This window comes from Georgenia soli, from assembly GCF_002563695.1.
Taxonomy (GTDB): domain Bacteria; phylum Actinomycetota; class Actinomycetes; order Actinomycetales; family Actinomycetaceae; genus Georgenia; species Georgenia soli.
The window spans coordinates 3,684,902-3,703,361 of sequence record NZ_PDJI01000004.1; the positions used below are offsets into that span (position 1 = coordinate 3,684,902).

Annotated in this window: 19 protein-coding genes; 13 read left to right on the forward strand and 6 right to left on the reverse strand. The window is 73.5% G+C overall.

Features of this window, described 5'->3' with window-relative positions; translation table 11 throughout:
• Position 1 precedes the first annotated feature (1 nt).
• From ATJ97_RS18015 to ATJ97_RS18040, 6 genes are all read left to right on the forward strand, one after another.
• Positions 2-1,096, forward strand: coding sequence for a vWA domain-containing protein (locus tag ATJ97_RS18015; protein WP_098484927.1), 1,095 nt, complete (start codon positions 2-4; stop codon positions 1,094-1,096).
• Positions 1,089-2,366, forward strand: coding sequence for an XdhC family protein (locus ATJ97_RS18020; protein ID WP_098484928.1), 1,278 nt, complete (start codon positions 1,089-1,091; stop codon positions 2,364-2,366). The genes ATJ97_RS18015 and ATJ97_RS18020 overlap by 8 nt, the downstream gene beginning before the upstream one ends.
• 95 nt (positions 2,367-2,461) lie before the next feature.
• Positions 2,462-2,947 (forward strand): (2Fe-2S)-binding protein, encoded by a 486-nt coding sequence (locus ATJ97_RS18025; RefSeq protein WP_098484929.1) that lies wholly within the window; start codon positions 2,462-2,464, stop codon positions 2,945-2,947.
• Positions 2,944-5,568, forward strand: coding sequence for a xanthine dehydrogenase family protein molybdopterin-binding subunit (locus ATJ97_RS18030; protein ID WP_245862714.1), 2,625 nt, complete (start codon positions 2,944-2,946; stop codon positions 5,566-5,568). Before ATJ97_RS18025 ends, ATJ97_RS18030 begins: the two co-directional genes overlap by 4 nt.
• The gene (locus ATJ97_RS18035; RefSeq protein WP_098484930.1) at positions 5,565-6,428 is read left to right on the forward strand and encodes an FAD binding domain-containing protein; all 864 of its coding nucleotides are present in this window, start codon (positions 5,565-5,567) and stop codon (positions 6,426-6,428) included. The genes ATJ97_RS18030 and ATJ97_RS18035 overlap by 4 nt, the downstream gene beginning before the upstream one ends.
• Before the next feature lie 4 nt (positions 6,429-6,432).
• Positions 6,433-7,278, forward strand: a complete 846-nt coding sequence (locus ATJ97_RS18040) for an SRPBCC family protein (RefSeq protein WP_098484931.1) — start codon at positions 6,433-6,435, stop codon at positions 7,276-7,278.
• A gap of 75 nt (positions 7,279-7,353) precedes the next feature.
• Here ATJ97_RS18040 and ATJ97_RS18045 read toward each other — a convergent pair whose 3' ends face one another.
• Positions 7,354-8,301 carry an alpha/beta fold hydrolase gene (locus tag ATJ97_RS18045; protein ID WP_098484932.1) on the reverse strand — a complete coding sequence of 316 codons (948 nt, stop codon included), beginning with the start codon at positions 8,299-8,301 and terminating at the stop codon, positions 7,354-7,356.
• Between the two features lie 106 nt (positions 8,302-8,407).
• Between ATJ97_RS18045 and ATJ97_RS18050 the strand changes: the two genes are divergently transcribed.
• A complete protein-coding gene (locus ATJ97_RS18050; protein ID WP_098484933.1) occupies positions 8,408-8,974 on the forward strand; it encodes a helix-turn-helix domain-containing protein in 567 nt (188 codons plus the stop codon).
• On the opposite strand, the gene ATJ97_RS18055 is transcribed toward ATJ97_RS18050, so the two are convergent.
• From ATJ97_RS18055 to ATJ97_RS18065, 3 genes are all read right to left on the reverse strand, one after another.
• Positions 8,946-10,409 carry a peptide MFS transporter gene (locus tag ATJ97_RS18055; protein ID WP_098485588.1) on the reverse strand — a complete coding sequence of 488 codons (1,464 nt, stop codon included), beginning with the start codon at positions 10,407-10,409 and terminating at the stop codon, positions 8,946-8,948. The genes ATJ97_RS18050 and ATJ97_RS18055 overlap by 29 nt on opposite strands.
• A 239-nt stretch (positions 10,410-10,648) precedes the next feature.
• Complete coding sequence (locus ATJ97_RS18060) at positions 10,649-11,488, reverse strand: hypothetical protein (protein ID WP_098484934.1); 840 nt, start codon at positions 11,486-11,488, stop codon at positions 10,649-10,651.
• A 158-nt stretch (positions 11,489-11,646) separates the two neighbouring features.
• Positions 11,647-12,282, reverse strand: coding sequence for a DUF2461 domain-containing protein (locus ATJ97_RS18065; RefSeq protein WP_098484935.1), 636 nt, complete (start codon positions 12,280-12,282; stop codon positions 11,647-11,649).
• A gap of 467 nt (positions 12,283-12,749) precedes the next feature.
• Between ATJ97_RS18065 and ATJ97_RS18070 the strand changes: the two genes are divergently transcribed.
• Positions 12,750-13,253 carry a DUF4262 domain-containing protein gene (locus tag ATJ97_RS18070; protein ID WP_098484936.1) on the forward strand — a complete coding sequence of 168 codons (504 nt, stop codon included), beginning with the start codon at positions 12,750-12,752 and terminating at the stop codon, positions 13,251-13,253.
• A 278-nt stretch (positions 13,254-13,531) separates the two neighbouring features.
• Positions 13,532-14,131 (forward strand): CueP family metal-binding protein, encoded by a 600-nt coding sequence (locus ATJ97_RS18080; protein ID WP_483866859.1) that lies wholly within the window; start codon positions 13,532-13,534, stop codon positions 14,129-14,131.
• Positions 14,132-14,150: 19 nt separating this feature from the next.
• Here the strand turns inward: ATJ97_RS18080 and ATJ97_RS18085 are convergent, their stop codons facing one another.
• Complete coding sequence (locus ATJ97_RS18085) at positions 14,151-14,462, reverse strand: hypothetical protein (RefSeq protein ID WP_098484938.1); 312 nt, start codon at positions 14,460-14,462, stop codon at positions 14,151-14,153.
• 154 nt (positions 14,463-14,616) lie between these two features.
• On the opposite strand from ATJ97_RS18085, the gene ATJ97_RS18090 reads away from it, so the two are divergent.
• Both ATJ97_RS18090 and ATJ97_RS18095 read left to right on the forward strand, forming a co-directional pair.
• On the forward strand, positions 14,617-14,850 hold the full coding sequence (locus ATJ97_RS18090; RefSeq protein WP_098484939.1) for a hypothetical protein: 234 nt from the start codon (positions 14,617-14,619) through the stop codon (positions 14,848-14,850).
• A 103-nt stretch (positions 14,851-14,953) separates the two neighbouring features.
• Positions 14,954-15,985 carry an Rv2578c family radical SAM protein gene (locus ATJ97_RS18095; RefSeq protein WP_098484940.1) on the forward strand — a complete coding sequence of 344 codons (1,032 nt, stop codon included), beginning with the start codon at positions 14,954-14,956 and terminating at the stop codon, positions 15,983-15,985.
• A gap of 37 nt (positions 15,986-16,022) precedes the next feature.
• On the opposite strand, the gene ATJ97_RS18100 is transcribed toward ATJ97_RS18095, so the two are convergent.
• A complete protein-coding gene (locus ATJ97_RS18100) occupies positions 16,023-16,922 on the reverse strand; it encodes a glycosyltransferase family 2 protein (RefSeq protein WP_098484941.1) in 900 nt (299 codons plus the stop codon).
• A gap of 160 nt (positions 16,923-17,082) precedes the next feature.
• On the opposite strand from ATJ97_RS18100, the gene ATJ97_RS18105 reads away from it, so the two are divergent.
• Positions 17,083-17,733 (forward strand): DUF4142 domain-containing protein, encoded by a 651-nt coding sequence (locus ATJ97_RS18105; RefSeq protein WP_170037567.1) that lies wholly within the window; start codon positions 17,083-17,085, stop codon positions 17,731-17,733.
• Positions 17,734-17,740: 7 nt separating this feature from the next.
• Positions 17,741-18,433 carry a class F sortase gene (locus tag ATJ97_RS18110; protein WP_098484943.1) on the forward strand — a complete coding sequence of 231 codons (693 nt, stop codon included), beginning with the start codon at positions 17,741-17,743 and terminating at the stop codon, positions 18,431-18,433.
• The last annotated feature ends 27 nt before the right edge of the window (positions 18,434-18,460 follow it).

The window sequence follows — 18,460 nt, forward strand, 5'->3', positions numbered from 1 at the left end:
CATGTGGACCGCGACCGAGACCCTGCTGGGCCTGGCCCGTGCCCTGCGCGCCGCCGGGCTGCCCGTCACCGCCGACCGGGAACGCTCCTTCCTCCAGGCCGCGGCCCTCGTCACCCTCGACGACCGCTCCGGCGTGTACTGGGCCGGCCGCGCCACGATGACCGCCGACCCCGCCGACGCCCCCGTCTACGACCAGGTCTTCACCGCCTGGTTCGGCGGCACCGCCATGCACCTGACCCCGCGCCCGCGTCCGCCGTCGTCCACGACGCCGCAGGCGTCCCTGACCCCGACCGCCGACGGCGAGGGCGGGGCGGGGGAGCCGCTCTCCGCCGCCGCGTCGGGGACCGAGGTGCTCCGCCACCGCGACGTCGCCACGCTCGCCGCCGCCGAACGGGCCCAGCTCGCCCGACTCTTCGCCACCCTGCGGCCCCGGCCGCCGGCTCGCCGCGCCCACCGGCACGTGCCCGCGCGCACCGGCGCCGTCGACGGGCGGGCCACCCTGCGGGCGCAGCTGCGCCGCATGGGCGAGCCCGGCCCTGTGCACCACCGGCGCCGGTCGACCACGCCCCGCCGGGTGGTCGTCCTGCTCGACGTCTCCGGCTCGATGGCCCCCTACGCCGACTCGCTGCTGCGCCTGGCCCACACCATGGTGCGCGCGGCCCCGCGCACCACCGAGGTCTTCACCCTCGGCACGCGGCTGACCCGGGTGAGCGCCGCCCTGGGCGAGCGCGACGTCGAGCGCGCCCTCGCCGCGGCCGGCGAGGCCGTCCCGGACTGGTCCGGCGGGACCCGCCTGGGGGAGACCCTCGGCGCGTTCCTGGACCGGTGGGGCCGGCGGGGCACCGCGCGCCAGGCCGTCGTCGTCATCTGCTCGGACGGCTGGGAGCGGCAGGGCCCGGACCTGCTCGCCGAGCAGATGCGCCGCCTGCACGCTCTCGCGCACACGGTCGTGTGGGCGAACCCGCACCGCGGAAGGCCGGGCTACCGGCCGGTCCAGGCCGGTATCGTCGCGGCCCTGCCGCACGTCGACGTCTTCGTCCCCGGCCACTCGCTGGCCAGTTTCACCGAGCTGCTGGAGGTGGTGGGCAGTGCGTGACGTTCTCGACGAGCTCCTGGGGTGGTGGCAGGCCGGCAAGGAGGTGGCGATGGGGACCGTCGTCGCCACCTTCAGCTCCGCGCCGCGGCCGCCCGGTGCGGCGATGCTGGTCGGTCCGGGCGGGGAGGCGGTCGGCTCCGTCTCCGGCGGCTGCGTCGAGGGTGCCGTCTACGCCACCGGCGAGGAGGTGATCGCCTCCGGCACCCCGACCCTCGAGCGGTACGGCGTCAGCGACGAGTCCGCCTTCGCCGTCGGGCTGACCTGCGGCGGCATCCTCGACGTCTTCGTCGAACGGGTCTCGCAGGCCGACTTCCCCGAGCTCGGGGACGTGGCCGACGACGTGCGGTCGGGGCGGCCCGTCGCCGTCGCCACCGTCGTGACGCACCCCGACCCGGGCCGCGTGGGCCGCCGCCTCGTCATCCGCCCCGAGGGCGCCCCCGTCCAGGGCGGCCTGGGGTCGGACCGCGCCGACGACGCCGTGACCGACGACGCCCGGGGCCTCCTGGCCGCCGGACGCACCGAGACCCTCGAGTACGGGCCCGACGGCGAGCGTCGCGGCCAGGGCATGCGCGTGTTCGTCTCCTCCTACGCCCCTCGCCCGCGGATGCTCGTCTTCGGGGCGATCGACTTCGCGGCCGCCGTCGCCGGGATCGGGGCCTTCCTCGGCTACCAGGTCACGGTGTGCGACGCGCGCCCCGTCTTCGCCACCGCGTCCCGGTTCCCGCACGCCCACGAGGTCGTGGTGCGCTGGCCGCACGAGTACCTCGCGGAGGAGATCGCGGCCGGCCGGGTCGACTCCCGCACGGTCGTCTGCGTCCTCACGCACGACCCGAAGTTCGACGTCCCGCTGCTCACCGCCGCGCTGACGGGGCCGGACGTCGCCTACGTCGGGGCGATGGGCAGCCGCCGCACGCACACCGACCGCCTGCGGCGGCTGCGGGAGAACGGGCTGACCGAGCAGCAGCTGTCCCGGCTCTCCTCCCCGGTGGGGCTCAACCTCGGGGCGCGCACGCCGGAGGAGACCGCGGTGAGCATCGCCGCGGAGATCATCGCCCTGCAGTGGGGCGGCGACGGCGAGCGGCTCACCGAGACCTCCGGCCCGATCCACCAGCACGCGGCGGCGTTCGTGGACGACGCGGAGCCGCGGCTCGACGAGGACGCCGAGCTCGCGGCGATCCAGGACGAGGCCGAGCTCGCGGCCGTCGCGGAGGCGGCCTCGGACGACGACGACCGTGACCCGGACGACGACGGCGCCATGACCCGCTCGTGACCGTCGTGTGTGATCCGGGTCACCGAAATGCTTGCCCGTTCCGGCGATGCCCGACATGATCCGAGGTGACGACGACGTCCCTACCTGGAGGATCCATGACCCGCATCAGCGTGACTGTCGACGGCACCCGGTACACCGACGAGGTCGAACCCAGGACGCTCCTGGTCCACTACCTGCGTGAGACGCTCGGGAAGACCGGGACGGTGATCGGGTGCGACACCTCGAACTGCGGCGCCTGCACCGTCCACCTCGACGGCCGCTCCGTGAAGTCCTGCAACGTCCTCGCCGTCCAGGCCGACGGGCGCGAGGTCACCACCATCGAGGGGCTCGCCACCGACGGCGAGCTCCACCCCGTCCAGCAGGCGTTCCACGACTGCCACGCCCTGCAGTGCGGCTACTGCACGCCCGGCATGATCATGCAGGCCGCCGACCTGATCGCCCACACCGAGGACCTCACCGAGGAGAAGATCCGCGAGGGCATGGAGGGCAACCTCTGCCGGTGCACCGGCTACCACAACATCGTCAAGGCCGTGCAGCAGGCGGCCGCCCGCCCCGTGCCCGTCATGGAGGTGCAGCCGTGACCGCCGTCGAGGACCGCCCGACCACCGAGGTCGGCGCCGCCCGGAAGCGCAAGGAGGACCGCCGGCTCATCACCGGCCGCACCCGCTGGACGGACAACATCGTGCTGCCCGGCATGCTGCACCTGTCGATGGTGCGCAGCCCGTTCGCGCACGCGCGGATCACGTCGGTCGACACCGCCGCGGCCCGGGAGTCCGACGGCGTCGTCGCCGTCCTGACGGGGCGCGACGTGGCCGACGTGCAGGGCTCTCTGCCCAACGCCTGGCCGATCACCCCGGACCAGAAGGCTCCACCGCACCCGGCGGTCGCCGTCGACCGCGTGGCCTTCGCCGGCGAGATCGTCGCCGTGGTGGTCGCGCGCAGCGCGGCCGCCGCCCGGGACGCGGCGGAGCTGGTGGACGTCGACTACGAGGAGCTGCCCGCCGCCGTCGACCTCAAGGAGGCGGCAGCTGGCGCGGTGCTCGCCCATCCGGACCTCGGCACCAACGTCTCCGCCGTGTGGACGTTCGACTCCGCGCAGGCCGGGACTGGCTCGGACGTCGAGGACGCCATCCGTGACGCCGAGGTGCTCGTGGAGCGGGAGTTCCGCCAGCAGCGCCTCATCCCGTCCTACATGGAGCCACGCTCCACGGTCGTCGACCCCACGGGCGAGCAGTTCACCATGTGGTCCGCCACCCAGGTGCCGCACATCCTGCGGCTCATGCTCGCCCTCACCCTGGGCGTGCCGGAGTCGAAGGTCCGGGTCATCGCCCCCGACGTCGGAGGCGGGTTCGGCGGCAAGCTGCAGGTCACGCCGGAGGAGGTCATCACCTTCCTCGCGGCCCGTCACACCGGGAAGCCGTGCAAGTGGACCGAGACGCGCAGCGAGTCGCTGCTCTCCGGCCACCACGGCCGCGACCAGTGGCAGAAGCTCACCCTCGCCGCGCGCAAGGACGGCACCGTCACCGGCCTGAAGGTGGAGCTGACCGCGGACATGGGCGCCTACCTCGGGCTCGTCACCTCGGGGGTGCCCATCCTCGGCGCGTTCATGTTCAACGCGATCTACAAGTTCCCCGCGTACCACTTCACCTGCACCAACGTCTTCACCAACAAGACGTGGACGGACGCCTACCGCGGTGCGGGCCGGCCCGAGGCCACCTTCGCGATCGAGCGGATGATGGACGAGCTCGCCGTCGAGCTGGGCATGGACCCGCTGGAGGTGAGGGAGAAGAACTGGATCAGGCACGAGGAGTTCCCGTTCACCACCGTGGCCGGGCTGGAGTACGACTCGGGCAACTACGAGGCGGCGACGGCGCGGGCCAAGGAGCTCTTCGGCTACGACGGGCTGCGCCGGGAGCAGGCGGAGCGGCGGGCGAGCGGCGACCCGGTCCAGCTGGGCATCGGCATCTCCACCTTCACGGAGATGTGCGGGCTGGCGCCCTCCCGGGTGCTCGGCGCGCTGAGCTACGGGGCCGGCGGCTGGGAGCACGCCTCCATCCGGATGCTGCCCTCGGGGAAGGTCGAGGTCATCACGGGGTCCTCCCCGCACGGCCAGGGGCACGAGACCGCCTGGAGCCAGATCGTCGCCGACCGGCTGGGCGTGCCGTTCGACGACGTCGAGGTCCTGCACGGCGACACCCAGATCTCCCACAAGGGGCTGGACACCTACGGCTCCCGCTCCCTCGTCGTCGGCGGCCAGGCCGTGGTCAAGGCCGCCGACAAGGTGATCGAGAAGGCGCGGCCGCTCGCCGCGCACGTCCTCGAGGCGGCCGAGGAGGACCTGGAGTTCGCGGGCGGGAAGTTCCAGGTCAAGGGCACCGACACCGCGATCGGGCTGACCGACCTCGCCCTGGCCGTCTTCGGCGCCCACGACCTGCCCGACGGGATGGAGCCGAGCCTCGACGCCGACGCCACGTTCGACCCGGTGAACTTCTCCTACCCGCACGGCACCCACCTGTGCGCGATGGAGGTCGACACCGAGACCGGGCAGTCGAAGATGCGCAGCTACGTCTGCGTGGACGACGTCGGCACGATCGTCAACCCGCTCCTCGTCGAGGGACAGATCCACGGCGGGCTGGTGCAGGGCATCGCGCAGGCGCTGTGGGAGGAGGCCGTCTACGACGAGCAGGGCACCCTCGTGACCGGCTCGTTCGTCGACTACACGCTCCCCACGACGGCCGACACGATCTCCTTCGTCACCGACAACACGGTCACGCCGTCGACGACGAACGATCTCGGCACCAAGGGCGTCGGCGAGGCAGGCACCATCGCCTCGACCCCCGCCGTCGTCAACGCCGTGCTCGACGCCGTCCGGCACCTCGGGGTCGACGACATCACCATGCCGCTCACCCCGGCGAAGGTGTGGCGGGCCGTCCAGGACGCCGGTGCCACCGGAAAGGGCGCTCACGCCGACGGCGGAGCCTCCGCCGTCGGGGCCTCCGCGGCGCGGGCGAGCGCGGCGGACGGACCGGACGCCATGGCCGAAGCGATCCGCGCGGGCACGACGGCCGGCACGGACTCCGGAGCCGCCCCGGCCGGACCGACCGCCGGCACCGCGCCCGACGACCCCGGCCGGCCCGAGGCGCCACCGCACTTCGCGCCCGGCCAGCCCAACCAGGACGACCCGGAAGGTGGTGCGCGATGATCCCCGCGACGTTCGACTACGTGGCGCCCGCGAGCCTCGAGGAGGCTCTCGCGACGCTGGCCGAGCACGGCGACGACGCCAAGGTGATCGCCGGCGGGCAGTCACTGCTGCCCGTGCTGCGGATGCGGCTGAACACCCCTGAGGTGCTCGTGGACCTGAGCCGGGTGCCCGGCCTCGCCGGGATCACCGACGCCGGCGACCACCTGCGGGTCGGGGCGATGACCACCTACCAGCAGCTCCTCGACGACCCCTCGGTGGCCGAGCACGCAGGGGTCCTCGTCAAGGCGGTCACCACGGTCGCCGACCCGCAGATCCGCCACCGCGGCACGCTCGGCGGGGCGCTGGCCCACGCGGACCCGGCCGGTGACGTCGGCGCCCCGGTCCTCGCCCTCGACGCGACGATGGTCATCGGCGGGCCCGGCGGGGCCGAGCGGCGGGTGCCCGCGACCGAGTTCTTCGTCGACCTCTTCGAGACGGCGGTCGGCGAGGGGGAGGTGCTCGTCGCGATCGAGATCCCCAAGCACACCGGCTGGGGGAGCGCGTACGAGAAGTTCGTCCGCGTCGCCCACCAGTGGGCGATCGTCGGGGTCGCCGTCACCGCCCGCGCCGAGGGCGGAACCATCGCGGAGGCGCGGGTGGCGCTGACGAACATGGGCTCGACGCCGGTGCGCGCCCACGACGTCGAACGCGCACTCCTCGGCGTCGCGGCCACGGCGGAGAACCTCCGGGACATCTGCGCGCGGGTGGGGGAGGGGACGCAGCCACCGTCCGACCTCAACGGCGACGCCGACTACCGCCGGCACCTCGCCGGCGTGCTCACGCGCAGGGCTGTCCTGTCGGCCGTGGGCGCGGGAGCCTGAGCCGATGGAGCTGACGCACTCCTTCACCGTCCCGGCCGACCCGGACCGGGCGTGGCAGCTGCTCACCGACCTGCACCGGGTGGGCAGCTGCTTCCCCGGCGCGACGGTCACCGAGGCCGACGCCGAGCAGTTCTCCGGGACCGTCAAGGTCAAGCTCGGGCCCATCGCCCTGACGTACGCGGGGTCCGGGAAGTTCGTCGAGCGCGACGACGCCGGACACCGGGCCGTCATCGAGGCCCGGGGCAAGGACAGGCGCGGCAACGGCACCGCGTCGGCGACGGTGACGGTGTCGCTGACCGGCGACGGCAACGGCACCCGGGCGGAGGTCCTCACGGACCTGTCGGTCACGGGCAAGCCGGCCCAGTTCGGCCGGGGCGTGATGCAGGACGTCTCCGACAAGCTGCTCGGGCAGTTCGTCGCCTGCATCGAGGGTCAGTTCGCGGAGAGCGGCGACGGTGAGGCCACGCGCACCCGTCCGGCGGTGCCGGCTGCCGTCTCCGCCGGCGCCGGGGACGGTGCCACCGCGGAGCCGGACGGCGGGACGGGCGCGGAGTCGGACGCGGCGGCGTCCGACGGCGTTCCGGTGACGTCACCGCCGCGGGCGGCCCCGTCACCCTCGCCGCAGGCGGCGCCGGCGGAGCGACCGCAGCGCGCCGCCGACGGCGCCCCGCGTCCCGCGCCCTCCTCCGCGCCGCGCCGGGAACCGACCGCGACGCCGCCGGGCGACGACGCCATCGACCTCGGGTCCGCCGTCCTGCCCGTGCTGCTCCAGCGGTACGCGGGGGCGCTCGCCGTCGGGGTCGCGGGGTTCGCGGCCGGCGTCCTCGTCGGCCGGGCCGGCCGCCGCTGAGCGCGGCACGCCCTCGGGCCGCCTCGGTCGGCGCCGCGCCGTCAGGTCCGGCCCGAGGGCGCCCCCGACGTGGCGTCAGCCTCGGCCGACGGCGGCCCCGACCTGCCGGACGGCCCAGTCGGTGACCAGCCTGACCACGCGGTCGTCGAGCGGCCGGCGCACCTCCTTCTTGTAGGCGCTCAGTGACGCAGGTCCGTCCTGACGGCGCAGGATGTGGGTGACGTCAGGGACCTCGTGCGTCTCCACGGCAGCCGGCACGGTGCTCGCGATGGTGGCGAGGTCGCCGACCGGCGTCTGGAGGTCCTTGGTGCCCGTGACCGCCAGGACGGGGACGTGGATGCGGGCGAGGTCGACGCGCGGGTCGTAGGCCATGAACTCCCGGTGCCAGCGGGCGTTGAGCCGGGTGCCGTCGACGCGGGCCACGTCCGTCGTCGTCGCCCTGATCGTCCGGTGGTTCTTCGCGACCCGCTTCTCCAGGTCGGTGCGCATCAGTCGCAGGACCGCACGCACCGCAGCGGGCAGCGTCGGCGCGATCTGGCGGGCCTGCCAGCGCAGCAGCTCCTCCCCGGGCGTCGCCGAGCCGGAGAGGAGAACCACCCCGGCGGGCACGCCCGAGCGTGCCGCGACCATGCCGGCGAGCAGCGCCCCCTCGCTGTGACCGAGCACCAGCACGCGCTCGGGATCGACGCCGGGCGCGGCGGCGAGCACCTCGAGCGCGGCCTCGGCGTCGTCCGCGCCGTCGAGGAACCCGGCGCTGCGGAACTCCCCGGTGCTGGCGCCCACGCCGCGCTTGTCGTAGCGCAGGGTCGCCAGGCCGGCGCCGGCCAGCGCCCGCGCGAGCTGCCCGGTGACGTCCAGGGGAAGCCTCTTGACGTTGGAGTCCCGGTCCACGGGGCCGGAGCCCGGAACGAGGAGGACCGCCGGGAACGGGCCCGCCCCCTCCGGGACGGTGAGGGTCCCGGCCAGGATGTGCTCGCCGGAGCGGATGCTGATCTCGGCCGTGTCGGTCCGTGTCGCGGTCATGTCGGTCCTTCGGGGAGTGCCAGCGGCTCGGGCGCCGCCGGTCTGGCGCTGCTATCGTTCCCACAAGTGAGAACGGTGTCATCGTTCCCGAGGAGGAGATGGGCTCGTGCGCCCGACGGAGATCCTTCTGCACCCCGTCCGGCTGCAGGTCGTCCACGCCTTCCTCGGCGGACGCTCGCTGACGACGGCTGACCTGCGCCGGGAGCTTCCGGAGGTCCCGGCCGCCACCCTGTACCGCCAGGTCGCGGCGCTGGTGGCGGGCGGGGTGCTCGAGACGGTCGCCGAACGGCCGGTGCGCGGCGCCGTCGAACGGACCTACCGGCTCGCCGCCGACGCGCCGGTCGCGGTCGGCTCGGAGGACGCGCAGGGCATGAGCCGGCGCGACCACGAGCAGGCGTTCCTCACGTTCGCACTCGGGCTCGTCGCGGACCACGACCGGTACGTCGCCGGGGAGGACGTCGACCTGGCGCGCGACCAGGTGGGCTACCGCCGCGCCGCCCTCCACCTGAGCGACGAGGAGACCGCGCGGCTCGTCGCCGACCTGCGTGCCGTCGTCGCCCCTTACCGCGAGCTGCCGCCGGCGCAGGGGAGGAGGCGGCGGATCCTCGCCACCGTGCTGCTGCCCGCCGACCCGCCCGAGACGGTCAGTGGATGCCCGCCATCTTCCGGGTGATCCACCGGTTCATCACGGCGATCACGATGCCGATGACGATGGAGGTACCGCCGAGGAACAGGAAGTAGGGCACCTCGTTGTTCGGGTCGTAGAACCGTGCGAGCCAGCCGGCGGCGGCGGAGCCGACGGCGACGGAGAGGAAGAACAGCGCGATCATCTGCGTGTGGAACGCCCGGGGCGCCAGCTTCGTGGAGAGTGACTGCCCCACCGGCGAGAGGAACAGCTCGGCCATCGTGAACAGGAACAGGATCAGCACCAGCCAGAGCAGCGGCGTGCTGTTCGCGCCCCCGCCGGCATAGGGGATGAAGAGCAGGAACGCGACGCCCATCACCATGGTCCCGATCGCGAACTTCCACGGGGAGGTCGGCTGGCGCGGCCCCATGCGCTGCCACATCGCCGCGAAGACGCCGGCGAAGATGATGATGAAGATGGGGTTGATGGACTGCACCCAGCTCGGCGGCATGGTCCAGCCGAAGAACGTGCGGTCCAGGCGCTGGTCGGCGTAGACCGAGACCACCGTGAACTGCTGCTGGAAGAGCGACCAGAACGCGGCGCTGGCGATGAACATCGGGATGAACGAGACGACGCGGCCGCGCTCGATCTCGTCGATCTTGCGCGAGCGCAGCATGAGGGTGAACAGCGCCACCGCCGCGAGGAGCGTCAGGACGACGACGATCGCGGCGAGACGTTCAGCGGTGATGACACCGAGCAGGGAGAGGGCGGCGACCACCACGACGACGGCGATCGCGACGCCCGCGTACCGCACGCGCTGGTTCGTGGGCAGCGGGTTGGTGACCTCGTGGCCCGCCGACCCGATGGTCGAGCGGCGCAGGATGAGGTACTGCACCAGACCCGCAGCCATGCCGAGGGCCGCGAGCCCGAAGCCCCAGTGGAAGCCCTGCATCTTCCACAGCAGGCCGGTGAGCAGCGGACCGATGAGGGCACCGAGGTTGACGCCCATGTAGTAGATGGAGAACCCGGCGTCGCGCCGTGTGTCGTCCGGCTCGTACATGTCGCCGAGCACGGAGCTGGTCGTCGCCTTGAGTGTCCCGGAGCCGAACGCGATGCAGACCAGGCCGATCCCCACCCCCAGGAAGCCGGGAACGACGGCCAGCGAGATGTGCCCGCACATGATGAGGACGGCGGCGCCCAGCAGCGTGTGCTCGGCGCCGAAGAGCCGGTCGGACACCCAGGCGCCGAGGATGGCCGAGAGGTACACCAGCCCGCCGTACGCACCGACGATCGAGGTCGCTGCCGCCTCGGAGAGGCCCAGCCCGCCCTGGGTGGCGGAGTAGTACAGGTAGAAGATGAGGATGCCCTGCATCCCGTAGAAGCTGAACCGCTCCCACATCTCCACGCCGGCGAGGTTCGCCAGGCCGGGCGGGTGACCGAAGAACGAGCGGGGCTTTCCCTGCGGGGCGCCGGGGTCCGGCAGGGGGGTCGTGGGTGCGGGTGCGTCGCGGTCCACCAGACGAGAGTCGCACGCGTACCGGCGGTGCGCTACCCCGGGCGATGGCGGCACCGCCGAGCCCGCTCCGGTCCCGCGCCCCGACGGCGGACGCGCATGTCCGTCGTCCGCCGCCCCTGGCCACCCCGTCGCGGCCCGACGGCGCCCGTGCGGTCCGCGCGCACGGGCGCCGTCGTCTCAGCGGTCGCCGAGGACCGCGAGGGTCGCTACGACCCGAGCGTCGCCGTGACCTTGAAGCGCTCGGCGAGCTCGACGTCGACCGCGGTGACGTGGGCGCCGGCGAAGGTCTGCTTCTTCAGGTCGATCGTCCGGTTGCGGTACCGACCCAGCATCGACTCGATGATGCCGCCGGCGAGCTTGCCGATCATGCCGCCCGCCTTCGCCGTCAGCTCCTCGACGTGGACGACCATGTCCTCGTCCAGCCGGAGCTGGGCGTGCCCGGTGACGTTGGCGGAGGCGATCCCCTTCGTCACCTTGGCCTCGAGGTCCACGCTCCAGCGGTTCGGGCCCGTGGTCCGCGGGGTGACCTTGACGTCCTTGATCGTGACGCCCTTCTTCTTCCCCACCTCGGCGGCCACGGTCGTGGCGGCGGCGCTGACGGCGGCGACCTCTCCCTCGACCACCGCGCGGCCGGAGGTCGAACCGGTGGTGGACCGCTCGTCACGGAACGCGAGCCAGAGCTGGGCCGAGTCGTCGTGCAGCCACGTGGCGGGCACGTGGTTCGCCTCCACCTGCACGGAGACCGGGGCGCCGAAGGCGGTCACCGGCTGCCCGACGAGGGTGAACGACTGCAGCTCGGCGGGCGTGCCGCCGGCGGTGGACCGCGGCGGGCGCAGGCTGATCGACGTGCGGGAGAGGTAACGGTTGTCGATGACGCTGCCGGAGAGGTCGACGTTGAGGACGTCGACCGCGTCCGGGGAGGTCATCTCCGCGGTGACGGTGACGTCGCTCTCGCGCAGGTGCAGGGAGTCGCGGAGCGACCCGGCGACCCGCCGGGCGAGGTCGTCACCATCGACCGGGATCTCACCGGCGCCTGCAGGGATCATGTGTGCTCCTCATGAATTCGGGTCGCCGCATCGTGCGACCGCTGGGCTCGACGAAAGTCCCGTCGATGCTACGCAGCCGGAGCGGCGCCCGCGCCACCGGGGGGCCGCCCCGCCGTGGCTCCGCCTCCTCGTCCTGCCGCGCCGGCAGAGGCCCGAGGTCAGTCCGGCCCCACGTGGGCGACCACCCAATCGGCGAGCGGCCGGAGCTCCCCCCACATCTGCTGCACGTGGTCCAGAGCCTCGGGGGTGGGCAGCCACTCCGGCGTGCCGACGTTGGTGACCGCCATCAGCTCCTTCCGTCGCAGCAGGTCGATGCGGGGGTGGTCGGCCGGGTAGCCGCGGGGCCGGGTCTTCAGTGCGGCGCCCTCGATGACGTATCCCCGGCCGACGAGGGAGGAGACGATGCCCTCCAGCGCGGCTCCGGCGTCGGAGGCGACCGCATTGCGGAAGCGGTCGGTCTGGGCGGGGGAGTGCGCGCGGAAGCCGCCGCCGACGGTGAGCCCGTCGGCGTCGAGCGCGACGTAGTAGCCGAGGGCGGGCGCGGGACCGGCGGTCGCCCCCTGGTGGGTCTTGTACGGCGACCTGTCCCGGGCGAACCGCAGGTCGCGATAGGGACGGAAGACCACGGCGGGGCCGAACTCGGGCTCGAGCGCAGCGACGAGCGCGCGCATGGGGCCCTGCACGTCGTGCTCCCAGCGCTCCTTGTTGGCCGCCCAGAAGTCGCGGGTGTTGTGACGCTCGAGCTCGGCGTAGAACTGCGGGCCCCAGGCGGGGAAGCCGGTGAAGTCGGCCATGGGTCTCATCATGCCCGGCCGGCAGGAAGTCGAACCCCCATTTCCCTGCGCCCGGTACACCCTCCGCCCTATCCTCGGCAGTGGCTTTTGTCCCACCATCCGTCCAAAACCGGTGGCACGCTTGCGGACGGAAACGGGGCTCGGGGCCAGGCCGTCCTCGTGCTGCGGACGGCCGCCCCGGGGGAGCACGCTCACCCGCGGAAGTGCGACGTGACCCGCCCGGTCACGTGAGGCCACCGCGGGCGGCCGAGCGGGGACGGGGTGGCGCGCCACCCCGTCCCGGACCGCGGCTCGCCCGCCCGCCTGGACGTCACGTCCGAACGGCGGGCTCCTCCCGCCGCGCGGAGTCGCCGGTCCCTCCAGCCGTGCACTGTGGACGACCCGGGCCGCCGCCATGACGTTGTGGATCGCGCCGAACGGTGGCCGCGCCCCAGCCGTAGCGTCCACGGGGACGAAAGGAGAGGGCGATGTCGGGAACGGAAGAGGCCAGGATCGCGGCGTGGCTGGACCAGCAGGCCCAGCTCGTGGGGCAGCACATCCGGGAGACCGGGGTCCACCTGGAGTACGTCATCGGGGACTTCGAGGCCGGGCGGACGTCGTTGTGCTACACGATCGGACTGTTCGGCGTCGGCCACCCCGAGCTGCTGGCCACAGGGCTGAACATGCACAACGCGCAGGGCCTGCTGAACGACCTGTCCCGCCAGGTCTACGAGGGGCGCCAGCTGGTCCCCGGCGAGGTGGTGACGTTCGAGCACTGGCAGCACCGGGTCTTCGTCGAGGAGTCTCCCAACCCCGGCGAGATCGTCTTCGCCGCCAACCTTCACTACCAGCGGCCGGCGGAGCACTCCGTCCCCGTGCTGCAGCTGACCACGGACGACGTCCTCGGCAACTTCCCGTGGGACCCGGGCTACTCGGTGGACGCGTGGCGACAGCCGCGGCCCGGGACGTTCGACGCCTACCTCAGGGAGTGACTCCTCACGGCGCGGTTGACCCACACCGCCGTGACCTCCATGCCGACGCGCTGGTAGAGCCCGAGCGCACCGGTGCGGGAGTCCGTGGCCAGCTCCGAGCGGGTCGCGCCCTGCTCACGGGCACGCTGGAACGCGTCGGCGAGGAGCGCTCTGCCGCGCCGGCAGCCGGTTCGACGCTCCGTGGACGTGACCTTCGGCCCATACCGGGCGCATCGGACAATGCCATTGTTACGGACGGTGATGAACCCGCGGGGTTCGGGAACGGAGGAGAGACGATGGTGCGACGACTGACCGTGGCGGTGGCCGGAGCGGCGCTGCTGCTGGCGGGCTGCTCCACGGAACCGGCACCGCAGGCGGCCGGGAACGGGGCGGCGACCGCGAGCGAGGCTCCGGCGTCGGGCGTCGACGCCAGCCTCGCGGCCTACGACCTCGACGGTCGGCCGGCGAAGGACGTCATCGACGAGCTCGACCGCCTGCCGGTGGCCGAGCGCCCCGCGGACCTCATGGCGTCCGTCCGCGTCGACCAGCTCGTGGTCTCCACCGGGCAGGAGGAGGCTGCGCTCGAGCTGCCCGAGGACCAGTTCTACCTGTCCGTGGCGCCGTTCGTGGACCAGACGCACGAGTGCTTCTACCACTCGCTCACCACCTGCAAGGGCGAGCTCGGGGGCAAGGACGTCGAGGTGACGATCGTGGACGACGCGGGCGAGGTGCTCGTCGACGAGCAGACCACCACCTACGACAACGGGTTCGTCGGTTTCTGGCTGCCGCGTGACATCGACGGCACGCTGACGGTCTCCTACGACGGCAAGGTCGGCGAGGTGGACTTCTCCACCCGGGAGGACAGCCCGACCTGCGTCACCACGCTGCAGCTGGCCTGACCGCACCCCTCGCCGCTCGTCACAGGAGGATGCCCGCGATCAGGGCGAGCACGGCAAGGGCGGCGATGACCTTGGCGGGGCGCACCCACCAGCCGCCGGGAAAGAGGAGCCACCAGGACGCGACGACCCCCGCCGCGACCGTCAGTGCCGCCGCCAGGTACCAGACCGGCCCGGGGACGTCCGCGCCGGAGCCGGGCTGGTCGGCCCGGGTCCCGGCCACGACGAAGACGAACGACAGCACGCTCGTCACGACGGCGATGGCCGCGAACACCGGGCCGTGGTTGGCCGGGCGGGCAGGGTTGCGCTGCTGCTCGGGCGTCGGCGCGTCCATGGGAAATGATGTGCGCCGGGCCCGCCGGGGGGTCCGGCGCCACGCCGACGACGGGACGTCGAAGTCAGCGTCGTCCGATGCGTAGGGCCGCCGTCCGGGACCGCGCCGTGGACCCGGGTCGCGACAACTGCCGGCCCCACCTAGCCTTCGGGGCGTGAAGAACAACGAAACACCTGTCTCCGACGCCGAGACGAGTCTCGGGGACAGCACCGCGCCGGTCGACGTCGACCGGCTGGTCGCCGGCGCCTTCTTCTTCCGAGAGCTCACCGCCGCCCAGTGGGACGAGTACGTCAGCGCCCGGGTGGCGCTGCGCCGGACCCCCGGCGCGCTGGTCGACGAGCTGGACTTCGTGGCCGAGCTCGTCGAGCGCGACCGCGCGACGGCCTAGCCGACCACCCCCGGTCACCTCCCTCTCCCCAGCTCTCCCGCCGGTCCCCGCCCGGGCCACGGACATGCTGGACAATCGTTCGTAAGTCTGTTCGAATGAGCGCATGCGTTGGGAGGCCCGCGAGCTCGGTGGCACCGACCCGGCGGCGCTCCTGCCGCTGGCGGGCCTGGTCCGTACCGTCCGGACGCCGGACTTCGCCGGGGTCACGTTCCACGAGGTGCTGTGCCGCAGTGCGCTGAACCGCGTGCCGGCCGCCTCCTCCATGCCGTTCGCCTGGACGATCAACCCCACCCGCGGGTGCCTGCACCGCTGCACCTACTGCTTCGCCCGACGCACCCACGAGTATCTCGACCTGGACCCGGGCAAGGACTTCGACACCCAGATCGTCGTCAAGACGAACATCGCCGAGGTGCTGCGCAAGGAGCTGGCCCGCGCGTCCTGGAAGCACGAGCACGTCGCGCTCGGCACCAACTCCGACCCGTACATGCGGGCCGAGGGCCGCTACCGGCTGATGCCCGGCATCATCGCGGCGCTGGCCGAGTCCGGCACGCCGTTCTCCATCCTCACCAAGGGGCCGCTGCTGAGGCGGGACCTGCCGCTCCTCGTCGAGGCCGCCCGCACGGTGGACGTGTCCGTCGCGGTCTCGCTCGCGCTGGTCGACCCCGAGCTGCAGCAGCGCCTCGAGCCGGGTACCCCGACGCCCCGGGCGCGTCTGGACCTCGTCCGCGCCATCACCGACGCCGGGCTGGAGTGCTCCGTCCTCGCCATGCCGATCCTGCCGTGGCTGACCGACTCGGAGGAGCAGCTGGACTCCCTCTACGCGGCTCTCGCCGACGCCGGAGCCTCCGACGTCACCGCGGGTGCGCTCCACCTCCGCCCCGGCGCGCGCGAGTGGTTCCTCGCCTGGCTGGGCCGTGAGCACCCCGCCCTCCTGCCGCGGTACCGGCGCCTCTACGCGGGTGGCTCCTACGCGCCGGCCGACTACCGCAAGTGGCTCGGCGAACGCACCGGGCGGGTCCGCCGTCGGCACGGGTTCGACCGACGGCCGCCTCGACGCTGGGCCCGGTCGCCGGAGCCGGTGCCGACGGCGGCTCCGCCCGCGGCGCTCGAGCCCGCGCAGCTGGCCCTGTTCTGAGGATCGCGCCCGGGATCGCCCGCGCCGCGGTGGCCCGCTACTCGTACCGGCGCGCGGTGGACCGGCGCTGGTCGGTCTCCAGCGCCCGGAAGCGCGCCTCGGCGTGGGCGGGCAGCACCCGTCTTTCCCGCAGGACCCACGGCAGCCCGCGTGCGGCCGCCAGGACGCCCGCGGCCGTCGCCCGGCTGATGCGGAGCTGCCGCAGGACGACGGCGGTCCGGCGCAGCGCAGCCGGCAGCGGGCGCCGGAGCCAGGTGAACCACAGCGTGTTGCGTACGCCGTCACGTAGGCGTTTCGCGGAGTCCCGGACCCTGGAGGCGGCGTGGTGGACCGTCAGGTCCTCGAGGTAGCACAGCTCCCACCCGGCGGCGGCGAGATCGGCCGCCAGCAGCTCCTCCTCGCCGCCGAGCCAGAGCCGCGGGTGGAAGCCGCCCACTGCCTGGAACGCGTCGCGGCGCAGGACGGACGCCCCCGCGAGGAAGCTGCCGAGCGCCGGACCGGGCAGCCCGGGCCGCCCCTGCACGGGCGAGTCGCGCAGCTCCGCGACGATGGGGTCCTCACGCCCGCCCGGCTCGACGACGATCCGGGCGGTGAGCACCGCGACGTCCGGGTGGGCGTCCAGCACGTCGGCGGCGCGGGCGAGGCTGCCCGGTTCCCACCAGGTGTCGTCGTCGCAGAACGCGACGTACGGCGTGTCCAGCCGCGCGACGCCCACGTTGCGGCCGAGGGCGCCGAGGTTGGTGCGGCTGGCGACCAGCTCCACCCACGGGTGGTCGCGGCGGACGGTCTCGGCGGTGCCGTCTGCGGAGCCGTTGTCGACGACGACCACGCGTGGGGCCTCGGGCAGCTGGCGGAGGCGGTGGAGGGTGCGGTCGAGCTCCGTGCGGCGGTTGTGCGTGATGACGACGACGCCGGTGCGAGTGTCGGGGGAAACCATGCCTCCATTCCATCGCGGGTGGAGCGCCTCGGCACTCCTGGGCCCGGGGCAGCGCCCGGACCCGAGGTTGCGGTCGACGCGCGGCCGGTGGGAGCCGCTGCCTAGCGTGGACGGACGCGCGGCGACCGCCACGCACCCGACGACGATGTGGGGAACCGAGATGTCTCTTCTTGGCCGCGCCGCAACCGGCGCAGGAACACTGATCGCCGCCGTCCTCCTGGCGGCCTCCCCGGCCTCGGCCGCACCGTCCGAGCAGGACACCACCTGGATGGTCGCTGCCCACCAGAGCAACCTCGCGGAGATCGCCGCGGGCACGGCCGCCCAGGAACAGGCGGCGAGCGAGGACGTCCGGCAGATGGGTGCCATGCTCATCGCCGACCACCAGAAGCTGGACGCCGACCTGACCGCGGCGGCGCAGCAGCTCGGCGTGCAGCTGCCCGACGCGCCGTCGCCGGAGCAGCAGGCCGCGCTGGCGGAGGTGAAGGCCAAGCAGGGGGAGGCCTTCGACACCGCATGGATCGCCTCCCAGGTCGAGGGTCACCGGATGACCATCGCAGCGACCGAGCAGGAGATCGCCCAGGGCGAGGACGCGACGGTCGTCGGCCTGGCCCGTGCGGCGACACCCGTGGTCCAGGGACACCTGGACCATCTGATGCAGCTGTCCGGTGCGCACGGCGTCCCCGGCGCTGTTCCCGGTGGCATCGCCGAGTCGCCCGGTCCGCTCGCCGGGGTCCTGATCACGGTGGGACTCGCGGCGCTGGCCGGATCGCTGCTGCTGGCGGCGCGCAGGCCCGCCCGGGCGCGCGCCTGAGCCGGAGGTGAGCGGCAGCCGGACGGTCTCGTCGGGGCGAGGCTGGAGCCTGGTCCTGGGAGTGGTGGGCGCAGTCCTCGTGCTCGTCGGCACGCTGCTCCTCGTCCGGCCCCAGGTGGTGGGGGCGCGGCCGTTCGAGGTCGCGACCCCGACCTCGCCGGCCGGTCCGGCGGTCCTGGTCGGCGACGCCGAGTACCGGGCGGGCGAGGTGCCGGCGGCCGTCGCCGTGGCTCCACTCTCTCCGGTCCCGCCCGGCAGGCTCGAGTTCCCGTCCGTCGGCGTGGACGCCGAGGTGGTCCCCGTCGGGGTGCTCCCGTCGGGTGACCTCCAGCTTCCGGAGGACCCTGCGCGGGTCGGCTGGTGGGCCGGCGGCGCCCTGCCCGGCGAGTCGCGGGGCACGGTGGTGCTTGCCGGGCACATGGACGGCCTGCGACGCAGCGGCGCGATGAGCGCCCTGCTGAGCGTGGAGGAGAACGACGTCGTGCGCGTCGAGGACCTGCGCGGCCGCGTCCACGAGTACCGCGTCGTCGCGCGACGTCTCTCGCCCCGGCAGAGCCTGGACCCCGCTCTGTTCGCCACAGACGGGAGCCACCGCCTCGTGCTCATCACCTGCGGAGGCACGTTCGACGCCGATGCCGGTCGCTACACCGACAACATCGTGGTGGTCGCCGAACCGGTGCTCACCGAAAGGCGCCCCTGAACCCGGGGGCGTTCCTACGACGAAGGA